The following is a 14,147-nucleotide window of genomic DNA, read 5'->3' as shown; positions in this document are numbered from 1 at the left end:
TTTATAGAAAAATCCTCAAGCTTCAATTTCCTTTTAAAATGAAAGTAAAAATACCTAGTATATTTAATCCCATTTTAGTACTAAAGCATGGATAAGGTGCGTATTTTTATTTGTGTTCTATTATTCAATGAGGAGTGAATTTCTAATGAGGACTTATGATTCTATCATTATCGGAAGTGGACATAACGCCTTAATTACTGCGGCATATCTGGCGAGAGCAGGAAGAAGTGTGTTAGTTTTGGAGAAGAACGACCGTCCTGGCGGGTTTCTCCGGACCGAAGAATTAACGTTACCTGGATTCAAGCATGATGTATTTTCAGCTGCACATCCCCTATTCTTAACCGGACCTGCCTATGCTGATCTTGGTCCTATGCTGGAATCACGGGGACTACGATATATTAATACTGATTTACCGACAGGCGTATCGATGGAAGACGGAAGGACTGCTGTCCTCCCGCGTGACTTTGAGGATTTCATTTCAGAAGCGGAGAGACTGGCTCCAGGAGACGGCGCTAAGCTTGCCAAAGTGTTTGAAGAATTTCAGCCTTACGTTAACGATGTTTTTTCATTATTTAACGTCGATCTTTCTCGGCCAGGCTCATTGGCGGTAATAAATAGACTGATGCATAACGAAAGTGGGATTGGCTATTCACCTTTTGCATCGTCACTGTTCTCTACTGCACGAAACACAGTAGCACCGTTTAAATCTCCCGTTTTAAAAGCAATGATTGCTTCATGGGTAACTCATCTCGGACGAACTCCTGACGAAGTCGGCAGCGGAATCTGGGTCCCACTAACCGTGATGGCACTAATGGGCGGCGGGATGCCGATACCGGAAGGCGGAAGTGAAAAGCTTGCAAAATCTCTGGCGCAATTGGTGACGGATCTGGGTGGGGTGATCAGGACAAACGCCATTGTTGACGAGATACTGGTAAAAGACGGCCGAGCCGTTGGCATACGTACCAAGGATGGAGAGAAATACCAAGCTTCTCACTCAGTCGTTGCATCCACTACTCCAGATCAACTCTATTTATCATTACTTAAAGATACAGAAATTCAACCGCAAATTCGCTCTCAAGCTAAAAATTATCGTTACGGGCGTGGATGTGTGCAAATCAACCTTGCATTGAGCGAACCTCCAAAATGGTCCGATGAGCGTTTTAATAGAGTTGGGCAGCCACATTTAACAGATGGTTTGGATGGTTTTACGCTGGCAATTTCACAAGGGATGGCTGACCTTTTGCCAGAGAAGCCTACCTTTACTGTTGATTGTCCTACCAATCTTGATCCGACTCGCGCTCCGGCAGGAAAGGCAATTATGAGAATCCAGGTGCTTGAAGTCCCATGCCACCCGCGTGGTGATGCCGCTGGAAAAATTAATGTTGGGGATGGAACATGGACCAAGGATGTAACGGAGAGGTTTACTGAAAGGGTCCTTAATGTAGTCAGTAGACATATCCCTAATATTCCAAGTGGGGTAATTGGTAAACATGTCGTGACTCCGAAATCGATTGCCCAGTTTAATCCGAATGCTGGTCCTGGTGATCCTTACGGCGGAGCTCATGATCTCGCTCAAAGCTATCTGTTGCGGCCGCTTCCAGGACAGCCAAGCCACCAAACGGAAATTCCAAACTTATTTATGCTTGGCGCCGCAACCTGGCCGGGACATGGAATTAATGGTGGCTCTGGATTTATTGTTGCTCAGCAGCTGCTTAGTGAGTAGACTTTTGTATTATTTTCTTTTGAAATGTAATAGCCCGTTTCATGAGGACAGATTTGGTTAGTCTTTCTGGAATTCCGTCCTCATGAACGCCCCATGAGGACAACTTTTGCTTTTCTATCACAATTTCTGTCCTCATGAACGTCCCATGAGGACAACTTTTGCTTTTCTATCACAATTTCTGTCCTCATGAACGCCCCATAAGGACAACTTTTGCTTTTCTATCACGATTACTGTCCTCATGAACGTCCCATGAGGACAACTTTGCTTTTCTATCACAATTTCTGTCCTCATGAACGCCCCATGAGGACAACTTTTTGCTATTCTATCACGATTCCTGTCCTCATGAACCCCCATGAGGACAACTTTTGCTTTTCTATCACGAATTCTGTCCTCATGGATGTTACCCACACCCTATTTTCGGCCCGATTCATAAAAGAACCGCCGTGATAGTGTTAATCCCATCACGAACAGGAATAATACAAAATAGGCGGGTAAAAGATGAATAAATGTGGTATATCCGATCACAAAATGAGTAATTATCCCAGCACAAAAAGCTGGCACACCCCCGATTAGCAACGAATTCCAAACCCATTCCTCTCCTTGATGAAACCCCCACAATGCAATCATGAGAACCAGCAAGCCGACACTTAATAACGCACTGCCAAACCCAGCACGGTCATGAGCTATCAGGGGAATCAACCTGCTGTTTAAATCATTCATTTGATCAGGAGTCATACAAATAAACCCTAAATCCGTCGGGACAAAAACATTTGTGGCTCCAATTATAGAAATAAGCAGCCCCCCAATAATAAAGGCGAATCCTAGCACCACAAAGCAAAGCTGTCCCCAAAGGCTTTTTTTCCATCCAGGGTGATTCGTCCGATTTTTCGAAATAGGTGTGTAGATAGCCTTTTTGGTTTTTCGTACCCCGTTAATAAAAAAAGGAAAAAGAATAACCCAAAATAGTCCATGAAGCCAATCAAAATAACCAAAGCCAATAAACAATAATATCCCTAAAAAACCGACAACAGCCCCAATATTTATCGCTTTTCGCGCCCAATGAATTCCATATTTCACCCCATGACGAGCTAATTGCATATATAAGATTCCGCCTGAGACCATCGTTCCTGACAGAGTCATTCGATCATGAGCCATAAAATAAATAATATTAGGATTAATTGCCATTAATTCCTCTCGGCTAAATCCTAAAAAGGCTTCATCGTAATGGAGAATCACCGATGTCATACTAAAAAGTAAGGCAAGGACACCGCCAATTGTAATGAAAAGACCGAATAACCAATACCAGATCCATCCAGATACCTCCTCCCGCTCCCTATCCATTTGGTCCACTAAAGCTTCATTAATTCTTTTCGGGAGCCCTGGACCGGAAAGGACATAACCGACTGAAAGCATGATTAGATCGGCACCTTCCTCATATAATTCCAGCGCATCTTCTGGTTCCAAGACACCACCTGATATAATGATTGGGATTTTATTAAAACCGTTGGATTTAAGAAATTTTAATGATTGGAAAAGTTCTTTTTGCTCATCCGGGAACCTTAGTTCATTTCCCACCCTTTCTTCTAAAATAATCCCATCAATCCTAGAAAACTCAGAAATTTTTTCAAAAAGCTGGTTTGATTGGACAGAAAGAAGAATCGGTTTATTAGCAATTAATTTCTTTAACACTAGCAGTTCTTCATTGTCAAATATTTTTTCTAAGACAATAGCATCTCCATAAGGAGAAAGTGAAGGTAACAAACTATGTAATTCTTCAACAGAAAACTCGGAGCTTATGCGGATAAAAATTGGCTTATTTAAAGGCATTAACTCATTCAGCCTTCGAATAGTACTCTCCATACCGAGCGATTCCAATGGAATCGGAAACAGGATTTCCTCTCTCTGTTTTGAAAGAACTGCATATTTTCCGGCATCATTTGGCAAGCGTGAAATGGGGCCTACCTCAATAAAGCCAAACCCAAGATTTGAAAAAGCCGCTGATCCTGTTAATAAAGGATCTATCTTCCCGCATAATCCTACTGGACTTGAAAAAGTAAGACCTAATATATTTTTTTGAAGTAATGGTGATGGAGCCATATGGCCTAAAAATTCGATAATGTTAGGTCCACCTGGGAGAGATACAATCATGTTCATTCCTCGATGAATAAACTCTCTCCCCAAGGTTTTCGGGAGCCGGGATACTATTGGCTTAAAAAGTGTGTGATAGGACCAATCCGGCATTTTACCATCCTCACTTTCATTTTTCTAGTGTTCCGCATTGTAATGCTTCTTCTGCCAACCCTATTTTAGCCAGGATGTTCAGGACCAAATCCCGATGAATTTTTTCACCGCTATGAGAAGCGCAACTTAGCGCAAGCTCAGATTGCGTATAGTTGAATCTTTCTGCCGCACCTGTTTCTACTAACGGTACTGCCTGAAACGGCTTCATCGAAGAACGAGGAAATGTGAACCTGCTAGGATTACCGTATGAAAAAAGGAGCTTTCCCTCATTATTTACAACAGCAACATGTAGATCATGTGTGCTTTCTAAATGTTCCCCTCTATACACGAGAATTGGCTTTTGCATATCATTTCTCCTCAAATAATTTAATCATAATACGATTTTATCATATTTTGTATTACCCTGATTTAAAAAAACCCCTTCAAATGAAGGGGTCAATCATTTATTAATAATAAAATTCAGTTTCTGTACCTGGAGTTGAATCCGTCTTGTTGCCACGAGTATTGGAATTGAAGCTTGTGATATTTTCATATTCTCCTGGTTTGAGTACGCTTTGGTCACCTCTCATTAAATAGGTGTAAGCGAAAATGGAGATAAACAATCCAAAAGTCCAGGCATTATCCCATAAAAAGCGCAGTCCCGGAATAAATAAACCTAATACAGGAATAGCCACGCCAATAATTAAGGCATATACACCATTTTTATTAAAGCCAGAAGTATAACTATATCGGCCATTTACATCATATAGCTCGCTAAGTGCCATTTGCCTCTTTCGGACAAGCCAGTAGTCGGCAATGGCAATTCCATCAATAGGTCCTAATAATGCTCCATATGTTCCAAGCCAGCCAAAAATATAGTTACCAAAGTTTTCCATGATATACCATGGCTGCATGAGGATTGCAAAAACCCCAGTAATCAAAGCCCCGAGACCAAAGGTTATTTTTCTTGGGTTTAAATTCTCAATCGCACGTGCAGGTGCTACGATGTTCGCGCCGACGTTAATAGTCAAGGATGCAATAACGATGATTAAAGTGCCCAAAAAGATAACAAATGGCGGGAATTTAGCAAGCAGCTGGACCGGATCCCAAAGAGCAGTTCCGAAAATTACGACCGTTGCTGATGTAACAGCAATTCCAATAAATGAAAAAATACTCATGGTTAGCGGCAGTGATAAGGTTTGCGCCACCATTTGTGATTTTTGACTCTTAGCGTATCGGCAAAAGTCTGGAATATTCAAGGCAAGTGTTGCCCAGAAAGCAATGACACCCGTTAATGCTGGGAAAAATACTTTTAAAAAATCACCCGTGCTCGCGAATTTAGATGGCGTTGATAAAATCGGACCCCATCCTCCGGCATGTGTAAATGCCCAAATAAAAAGAATAATGGCAGCGATTCCAACAACAGGCGAAGCAATTAAGCCTAGTACCTTCATGGCTTGCGGTCCTTTATATGCGACGGCAACATTTAAGGCCCAAAACAAAGCAAATACGATCGCTGTGTGGCCAGGAAGGTTTTTCCATGCTGAAAAGGAAGCGGATAAAAGCGTATCAATCGCACCCGTTCCAATCCAAGTGTTAATCCCAAACCATCCCGCTGCTACAATCGCACGAGCTAGGGCAGGGATATGGGCGCCTTTTGAGCCAAACCATAAACGTGCAAATACAGGATAAGGAATTCCAAATTTGGTGCCGGCATGTGAATTTAATAGAATGGGGATAAGAACAATTACATTTCCAAGAAAAATGGTTAAGATGGCTTGCCACCAATTCATACCTAAAGAAATCAAACCGCTGGCCATCGTATAGGCAGGGATACACAAACACATACCAATCCAAAGTGTAGCAAAATTAATACCTTTCCATGAATGTTCCTTCGTGGTAGTTGGCCGCAGGTCATCATTCCACATACTAGAGCTGCTCAAACCATTTGCTGCTTCAGATGTCAGGGTAACAATCCCATTTTGTTCAATTTGTGTTTTCAACAAAATTCCCCCTTGATTTGATTTGTTGCAATCATGATAAAAAAATTAATAAGTAGATAAAGACCAAGGTAGCAAATAAAAATAGTGGGAATATTACAAAAATTAAAAACATAAAAAATTCACTTTTCAGGCATCACCACCAAAAAATATTGAGGAAACAAACCCCACCTTCCTATCTTATATTATAATTGACCAATACTTCCTGTCATTGGACAAAAGGTTAAATCATTCTAGGAAAAATTTATATGTTTTGTATGTTGGCAAAATCGATTGTTTTTTAAAGTATAATATAAGTTTATAAATTACGTCCTAAAGAGTGTTATGATTTCTAACACTCTTTTATTGTTTTAAGTCGATTTAATATTTCTACGGTCGGGTTGATTTTTCCACAATTCTGGCAGGATGCTGTTTTCATGTTCCATGGAACTCAATCAGTTAACATAATAATATTATAGTAATTTTTAGTGGTTGGATCCATTCATATTTTTTATAAGCATGCTATGCAACTTTGATAGAAAAATCAATGCGAGGATAGAACCAACAAATGTTAATGACATGTCCCACTGTGAATCCCAGATATCCCCTTGCATTCCTAAAAATTCTTTTGCAGTTTTTCCACCCCTTCCTATTTTTGTAAATAACCATTCAATAATTTCAAATAACGCACTAATGCACAATGACGTGCTTAAAATGACAAATATTAACCAAAACCCTTTTTTAATCGGGCTTTTTCGAATATACATTTCTCTTATTACAATGGCAAACAACCCCTTTAATAAATGCCCCAAACGATCATAGTTGTTCCTTTTTAAATCAAAATATTCTTTAACCCAATTAAAAAGAGGCACATCGTTGTATGTAAAATGCCCGCCAATAAACGTCAAAATCGAAAGAAGAGCAATGATGAAATATGATAGTGAAGTAAGACGAAATTTTTTATAGGTTGCTATCACAATGATTAATAAAACAAAGGCAGGAAGAACTTCCATTGTCCATATTATATAACCGGCTGGTTTAATAGCGGACCAAATAAAAACAGCAATGACAAAGAATAACAGAAGTAAATGAAAGTTTGAGCGATTATCTTGTTCCAATGTTTCTTCCCCCAGTAGATATGAAATCCTTTACATTATTTCTATGTCTAGGGAAAAAAATACAAATCAAACTAGTTTCAATTAATAAAGACTTCCAATTTGGAAGTCTTCTTAAACTTTTATTCGCTAGGAGTTACTGCCTTTGTAATTACTGCGGTGGATAAATTACCGAATTCAAATCCTTGAGTATCTGTTTCAATATAAACAGCACCCATAGCAGGTTCACATGAACCATTTCGTTTAAAATGAATTTTGCCGATACTCCCTGGATTAACACCTGATTCAAAAGTAAATACTTGTTCATCCACCATAAAATAAGCAATGGTTGATGTTGAATCCAGGAAATTGGTAATTGTATAAGTGATTTTGGTAAATCCTTCCTCTATTATACAATCAGTGGTAAGCTGAAAGTGTATTCTACAATCAACTTGTCCATTTACTCTCGTGACGATATCTATAACATCAGTATCGGAAAAAGCTTTAGTCAAAAATTACCACCTCCAAACCTATCTAACTTCAATAAATGAAAAAGTAAGGTTTTTAGAAACGGCGTTTTCCCTAGGACAAGAAATAAAATATCTTCTTTAGCTTTCACCCATTGCTCCTGTTACATCATAACGGCTAATATCAATTTCCGTTTCTTTGCCCAAAACTAGTTTGGCCAGTTCTGCACCAAGATATGGTCCACTGGTTAATCCGGAGGCCCCTAATCCATTAGCAACGTAGATTCCTTCATATTGCGGCAAAGCTCCTATAACTGGTAGAAACCCTGGGGTGAAGGGTCGAAAACCCACTCTAGTTTCAAGATACGTGCAACTCGATAAACCTGGAGCCACCTCAATGGCTTTGCTTAAAATTTCGTCAATCCCCCCTGCCGTGACGCGGGAGTCAAATCCAGCCACATCCTCATGTGTTGACCCTACAACGATCCGTCCATTTTCAAACGTAAGGATGTACTGATTTTTGGGAGGCATGACAACAGGCCACGAACTCGTATCAGTTTCTGGCAATTCTAGATGAATAATTTGCGCCTTTTGCGGTTTGACATGAAAATGAATTCCCATCGGTTCCAATATTTCCTGCGACCAGGCACCAGATGTAACAATAACCGTGTCTGCTCCAAAATCTTCTTCAGCAAGACGAATCCCTGAAACCTGGTTATTTTTTGATAAAATAGACGCACTCCCTCTAATAAATCGAGCGCCATTCTTTATGGATGCGTTTATTAGCGCTTTTCGTAAATCTCTCCCATTAACACGTGCTCCCCCACTAACATGTACCGAACCATATTCTTCTGAAATTGGTGGAAAAAGTTCCTTTGTTTCAACAGGTGACAAAATCGTAATTTCACCAATCTCAGGTGCATCCTCACGGCGTTTGCGTGCTCGCTCTGCCATTTGTTGCAGCTTCTCGAAATCAGTATGAAGACTAATTGCCCCAACACGCTTATACCCAGTTTCCTTTTCGCCATCTGCTTCTAATTGAGCAATTAATTCAGGATAGTACCGCGCTCCTCCTTTTGCTAACTGATACCATGCTTTATTTCGCCTTTGCGAAAGCCAAGGACAGACAATTCCAGCTGCGGCATCTGTAGCTTGTCCGGTATCCTCACGATCCACTAATGTAACATCGGCTCCTGATTTAGCAAGATGATAGGCAGTAGATGCCCCCAAAATCCCTGCGCCAATTACTATGATTTTTTTCATATGACACCTTTCTACTTTTTAAATTTTCTTTTTGTAACATCAATTTCCAAAAATGGGCAATATTATTACCAAATAAATATTATATAAAGAGGTTGATAACATGATTGAAATACCGAGAAACCTTTTTTGTGAAAAATGTAATAAAGAAACTGAACACATGGTAAGAGAAGACGCCTTAGAAATCGAATATACTTGCACAGAGTGCAATCGACAACAAGAAATTGTGAAATCATTTTTCTAATTCAAACATGTGCCAGTGACATCGTAGCGATTATTTTATCACTGGCACAATTAAATCAATCACAAAAATTAAATATTGAATGCAGATAAGGAACCTCTTTTTGTTGTCGCGATTGCACCGATTTGATTGGCATATTGGGTATATTCGGTTAACTGTGATAAATCTTGCGGGTTCCCTTTTTCGTGAAAACTAAACAATAATGCTGACATAAAGGCATCTCCTGCTCCGGTAGTGTCCACTGCCCTTACTTTGACTCCCGGGACAAAAATGTTCGTTTCCTGATTTACGGCGCATGCCCCTTTGCTTCCCATCGTTATAAAAACAAAAGGTATTTTCCATTGGGATAATTTTTTAATCCCATCATCCATTTTTTCCGTCTCCGTTAGAAAATAAAGTTCATCCTCAGCAAGCTTTACGATATCTGCAAATGGTAAAAAAGAGAGGACTGTTTTCCGGCAATGATCATCACTTTCCCAGCGCTTTATGCGGATATTGGCATCGAAAGCAATAAGAGTATTGGATTTCTTAGCATTGTTGATTGCCGTCAGAGTAGTGAGTTTTGCTTTTTCTTGAAAAAGAGTTCCTGATCCAAAATAAAAGATTTTCGCCCGTTCAAAAAGATCAGGTACCAGCTGGTCTTCAGACAAGACTTCATCTGGAGTTGGATTTAGGTAAGTATGAAAGTATCGCTCACCGTTATCATTAAGGTGAACATAAACACCACATATTTTTTTGTTAGGAGTTCGCACACAAAATTCAATATTGATATTCTCTTTTTTCAATTCTTGCTCGACAAATTGACTGATTTCATCGGTTCCTAATTTACATAAATAATAGGATGGAATCCCTAATCTGCTTGTTCCCGCTGCAACATTAACAGTCGCACCCCCAAGCAGCTTCTCGTACTTTGTATTCGATTTATCTATCGAAATATAATCTATAAACGCTTCTCCGAGAGAAATAACTCCTTGTTTTTTCAACTATGTTCCCCCTTTAAAAAGCATTTTAGTTTATCAAAAGATTTTTTCATTGTTAACAACATCTTTATATTACAATATAATTTTGAGAGAAACTAAATTTTTAATTAGGGAGAAATTAATTCGTGAAAATACTCGGTGCGATTACTGCTTTTTTTCTAACAGACTTTCTATTTCATTTAATAGACGCCCTTGCTTTTGGTATGAAGGCCGAAACTGCCGGCCAGCGTATCGGAGCCGTCTTTTTTGGAATTTGTGTCCTTTTAATTTTTATGGCGATTTTTCATCGTTTCTTTTCGAAGGCCTTTTTTAATGGATTCACAGTAGCAACAGGATTATTTTTGAGCTTCGATATTGTGGTCTTCCATTGGATATTCCAGCTTCACCGTATCACCAACGGCCCTGAAGCAAACTGGCTCGAGCCGCTATTTGTAGTAATTGGTATCATCTTAGTTTGGTATGGAATTTCGAGAGAGAGAAAGGTAAATAATAGAGTTTTACTCGACCAGAATGAGACTGGAACAGAAAACACAGGCATGTAAAAGCGGCCAATGTTGAAATGGAGTCGAAACATTTAATACGGCCACGTAGACCGCTTCTATGTGACCGATACGATGCTTGAACTCTAATTACAGTCACGTAGAGTTGTTACTTTTACATTTTAACTAGATTGGTTACAATTCTAATAGATATGGAGGTGGTAACGATGGTTCGTTTTTTTAAGCTCTGCTCATTTTTAGTTTTACTTTATTTATTATGGCCCTCACTTGAAAAACAGTTAGATAAAACAGATTTCGAAATAGTGAAGCAACAGGCTCAATCAGAAATGACTAGCTTTAAAGATAACCCTGAAGTACTTGCTGTCATAAATTCATTAGGGGAAAATGTTCAACAAATATTGAACGAGATTGGCATACAGTTTGACGAACAGCCACAAAAACAACCAGAAAACGAAACAAAAAAAGTAGAGTTAGCACCCCCTACTAATCAAATATTCTCTATTCATAATGTTGAAATTGGCGATACAAAAGAAAATATTGAACGGAACTTAGGAGCACCAAAGCGTTCATCCTTAAATGAATATGGGGCAAATTGGAATACCTATCATGAAAATTACCATAATTTTTTTATGATAATGTATGATAAAAACAATAAAGCTGTAGGACTTTATACCAACCAGGATTTAATTGCCTCAACCAATGGAATTAAAATTGGGATATCGAAACAAATGGTTCGTGAAAAACTAGGTGATCCCCTTACCAAAATTCAAAAAGGGATAACCATTTATGAATTGAAACAGGACAGCGATTATGATGTATACTTACTTAGTAACGAATATGTGACCATTTTTTACGATAAACACGAGAATAACACTGTAACAGCGATGCAGCTTATCAGCAAAGACTTTGAACAAAATAAAATAGATTTTTACACCAAAGCGAGTTCTGATTTAGAGGAAGGTTTTGAATATCAGTTATTCGATTTGACTAATGCCGCACGAGTGGAACATCTGCTGTCTGTATTAACATGGGATCAGCATGTGAGAGAAACAGCCCGCAAGCATAGCACGGATATGGCTGTTAATAAATATTTTGATCATACAAATCTTAAGGGGCAATCACCTTTTGATCGTATGAAAGAGGATCATATTATATTTCAGTTGGCAGGAGAAAATCTTGCCTATGGACAGTTTAGCAGTATTTTCGCCCATGAAGGCTTAATGAACTCTCTTGGGCATCGGGAGAATATTTTACAAAAGGATTATGAATATTTAGGTGTTGGTGTAGCCTTTAATAATCAATCTCAGCCCTACTATACAGAAAACTTTTATGCAAAATAAAGGTGTCCCAGATTCAGACCAGGGACACCTCTTTTAATTAAAAATAACCCTAGCTAACTCTCCATCCGTATAATTACCTTTTATGCCGGGTTTAGTTTTAAAATAATCATAGATTTCTTGAGCTGAGTAATCTTGTTCTAACCCCTTAACAATTGTTGTTAAGTAGGCACGTGACGGCTTTTTCCATTCTACGTCTTCCATATCCCAAGGTGCGGTAAAGGTATAGATCGGAAAACCTTTATCTTCGCCTAAGTATAAAACATTCCCATACCAAGCTTGCCGAAAAATTTTCGAACCCTTCCTTTTGACCTCGTTTAAATCAATCTCAAAGTCCAATCCATTATTTTCCTGTTTGACAACATCCAAAAACTGTTCAGTAGTGATTAAATATTTTTTACTAAAGGTTTTAGCTCCTGTATTTTGCTTTAAACCAATAAAGGCAACCCCTTTTGACTCCCATTTTGCTGCTTCCTTTGCAAAGTATAGGGGTAAATTTATGGTGAAAATGGATTCATCAACTGGTAATGAGGGATCATTACATCCTGCTTCCACTTTAGATGAGCCCTCAGGCCTGCCGCCCTTGATATAACATAAAAATCGATCGGTATTTATATTAGATCCATAACTTGCGTACCAAACATATTGTTTTTCATTCACCATCTATCACCTATTTTCTATTAAGTTCCATTATGGTTTTAATTTTAGCATTTGGCTAAAACTACTAACAGCAAATATTTAGGAGGGAATAATGAAGGTATCAGATGTACTAGTTCAGTGTTTAGAAAACGAAGACGTAGAATATGTGTTTGGAATCGTCGGCACGGAGACGTTGGACCTTGCTGATTCGTTATCAAAATCAAAGCAAATTCAGTTTATAAATGTTAGACATGAGCAAGGTGCTGCTTTCATGGCAGATGTTTATGGACGATTATCAAAGAAAGCAGGCGTTTGTTTGGCAACGCTCGGACCAGGGGCTACCAATTTAATGACTGGTATCGCAAGTGCACAGCTCGACCATTCTCCATTGGTAGCACTAATTGGCCAAGCAGGCATTGAGCGGCAGCATAAAGAATCCCATCAATATTTGGACTTGGTGAAATTATTTGAGCCCGCCACAAAGTGGAGTACCCAATTGCTTGAATCACCTTCCGTCCCTTCCATCATGAGAAAAGCTTTTCAAACAGTTATGATGGAGAAACCTGGCGCTGTGGCCATTACCTTGCCGGTGAATTTTTCAGCACAAATGATTGCCAACAAACCATTGCCTGTCACTCCATTGCCTGTGTGTGTACCTGCGTCAGATGCTCTAATGAAGGCAAAATTCCTAATACAAAATCACTATAAACCGTTTTTAATTATTGGAAACGGAGTCATTAGACAAGATGCCGTTCCTGAGCTGCAAATCTTGATTGAAACCCTTCAATCACCTGTAACTCACAGCTTTATGGCAAAAGGAATGCTACCTAAAGATCATCCTCTTAATTTCTATACCTTTGGCTTTAAAGAGAACGATGTAGTTTTAACTGGACTAGATGAAGCAGATTTATTAATTGTCATTGGATTTGATTTTGTAGAAAAATTACCAAAGGATTGGAATCAAAAGAAACGGCCAATTTTACATATTGATAGTGTTCCAGCAGAAATAAATGAGTATTATCCTGTTGAAGCAGAACTTATTGGAAACTTAAAGGAAACACTTCAATTACTTAATCAGGCTGGGGTTCCCGCTAAATCATGGATACCTGCTGAGAATCTCCATGAACATATTAAAACAGCCTATCAAATAAAAAATACGTCCGATTCCAACTCCCTGCCTTTTACTATTGAAAATGTCCTTCAGAGAATTGAAGCAATAACATCAGATGACACGATTGTGATTTCAGATGTCGGGGCCCATAAGGTTTCCATTGCACGTACTTATCAACCAAAACGACCGGACCGATTAATCATTTCAAACGGGCTTGCTTCGATGGGAATCGCCTTGCCTGGCGCAATCGGTGCCAAACTTGCTTGTCCTGATGATCCTGTTATTTGTATTACAGGCGATGGCGGCGCATTAATGAATTTTGCTGAAATTGAGACGGCCAAGCGTTTAGGGCTCTCCTTCATCATCATCGTTTTAAATGACTCGATGTTAAAGCTTGAAGTGCAGCAAATGAACAAAATGTTTGGACAAAACTATGGTGTAACCTTTGAAAATCCAGATTTTGTACAATTAGCAGGCAGTTTTGGAGTCCAAGGAACTCGAGCTTATAACCTAGTTGAATTTGAAACGATTCTAAATGAGAAGCTGCTTTCTTTAGATGGAATTCTCTTAATCGATGCAGTAATCCAAAGGTGACG

At 39.0% G+C, this 14,147-nt stretch carries 12 protein-coding genes; 4 read left to right on the top strand and 8 right to left on the bottom strand.

Going from position 1 to position 14,147, the window contains the following annotated elements:
* Window positions 1-145 precede the first annotated feature (145 nt).
* On the top strand, window positions 146-1,723 hold the full coding sequence (locus AC59HZ_RS15665; protein ID WP_496546732.1) for a phytoene desaturase family protein: 1,578 nt from the start codon (window positions 146-148) through the stop codon (window positions 1,721-1,723).
* A 411-nt stretch (window positions 1,724-2,134) separates the two neighbouring features.
* Here the strand turns inward: AC59HZ_RS15665 and AC59HZ_RS15660 are convergent, their stop codons facing one another.
* The 7 genes from AC59HZ_RS15660 to AC59HZ_RS15630 all read right to left on the bottom strand — a co-directional run bounded on the left by AC59HZ_RS15660 (window position 2,135) and on the right by AC59HZ_RS15630 (window position 9,967).
* Window positions 2,135-3,877, bottom strand: a complete 1,743-nt coding sequence (locus AC59HZ_RS15660; protein ID WP_496546731.1) for a beta/alpha barrel domain-containing protein — start codon at window positions 3,875-3,877, stop codon at window positions 2,135-2,137.
* A gap of 103 nt (window positions 3,878-3,980) precedes the next feature.
* The gene (locus AC59HZ_RS15655; protein ID WP_496546730.1) at window positions 3,981-4,310 is read right to left on the bottom strand and encodes an asparaginase; all 330 of its coding nucleotides are present in this window, start codon (window positions 4,308-4,310) and stop codon (window positions 3,981-3,983) included.
* A 100-nt stretch (window positions 4,311-4,410) separates the two neighbouring features.
* Window positions 4,411-5,946, bottom strand: a complete 1,536-nt coding sequence (locus AC59HZ_RS15650; RefSeq protein ID WP_496546729.1) for an NCS1 family nucleobase:cation symporter-1 — start codon at window positions 5,944-5,946, stop codon at window positions 4,411-4,413.
* Window positions 5,947-6,407: 461 nt separating this feature from the next.
* Complete coding sequence (locus AC59HZ_RS15645) at window positions 6,408-7,040, bottom strand: DUF2238 domain-containing protein (RefSeq protein WP_496546728.1); 633 nt, start codon at window positions 7,038-7,040, stop codon at window positions 6,408-6,410.
* Between the two features lie 119 nt (window positions 7,041-7,159).
* Window positions 7,160-7,528, bottom strand: coding sequence for a hypothetical protein (locus tag AC59HZ_RS15640; protein ID WP_430062950.1), 369 nt, complete (start codon window positions 7,526-7,528; stop codon window positions 7,160-7,162).
* Between the two features lie 96 nt (window positions 7,529-7,624).
* A complete protein-coding gene (locus tag AC59HZ_RS15635) occupies window positions 7,625-8,746 on the bottom strand; it encodes an NAD(P)/FAD-dependent oxidoreductase (protein ID WP_496546727.1) in 1,122 nt (373 codons plus the stop codon).
* Window positions 8,747-9,055: 309 nt separating this feature from the next.
* Complete coding sequence (locus AC59HZ_RS15630; protein WP_496546726.1) at window positions 9,056-9,967, bottom strand: carbohydrate kinase family protein; 912 nt, start codon at window positions 9,965-9,967, stop codon at window positions 9,056-9,058.
* A gap of 122 nt (window positions 9,968-10,089) precedes the next feature.
* On the opposite strand from AC59HZ_RS15630, the gene AC59HZ_RS15625 reads away from it, so the two are divergent.
* Complete coding sequence (locus AC59HZ_RS15625) at window positions 10,090-10,506, top strand: DUF2243 domain-containing protein (protein WP_496546725.1); 417 nt, start codon at window positions 10,090-10,092, stop codon at window positions 10,504-10,506.
* 164 nt (window positions 10,507-10,670) lie between these two features.
* Window positions 10,671-11,804, top strand: coding sequence for a CAP domain-containing protein (locus tag AC59HZ_RS15620; RefSeq protein ID WP_496546724.1), 1,134 nt, complete (start codon window positions 10,671-10,673; stop codon window positions 11,802-11,804).
* A gap of 33 nt (window positions 11,805-11,837) precedes the next feature.
* Here the strand turns inward: AC59HZ_RS15620 and AC59HZ_RS15615 are convergent, their stop codons facing one another.
* Window positions 11,838-12,464 (bottom strand): hypothetical protein, encoded by a 627-nt coding sequence (locus tag AC59HZ_RS15615; protein ID WP_496546723.1) that lies wholly within the window; start codon window positions 12,462-12,464, stop codon window positions 11,838-11,840.
* Window positions 12,465-12,552: 88 nt separating this feature from the next.
* On the opposite strand from AC59HZ_RS15615, the gene AC59HZ_RS15610 reads away from it, so the two are divergent.
* A complete protein-coding gene (locus AC59HZ_RS15610; protein WP_496546722.1) occupies window positions 12,553-14,145 on the top strand; it encodes an acetolactate synthase large subunit in 1,593 nt (530 codons plus the stop codon).
* Window positions 14,146-14,147: the final 2 nt, after the last annotated feature.

This window comes from Neobacillus sp. DZ-9 (genome assembly GCF_059587065.1).
This window is presented reverse-complemented; position numbering and strand designations above follow the sequence as displayed.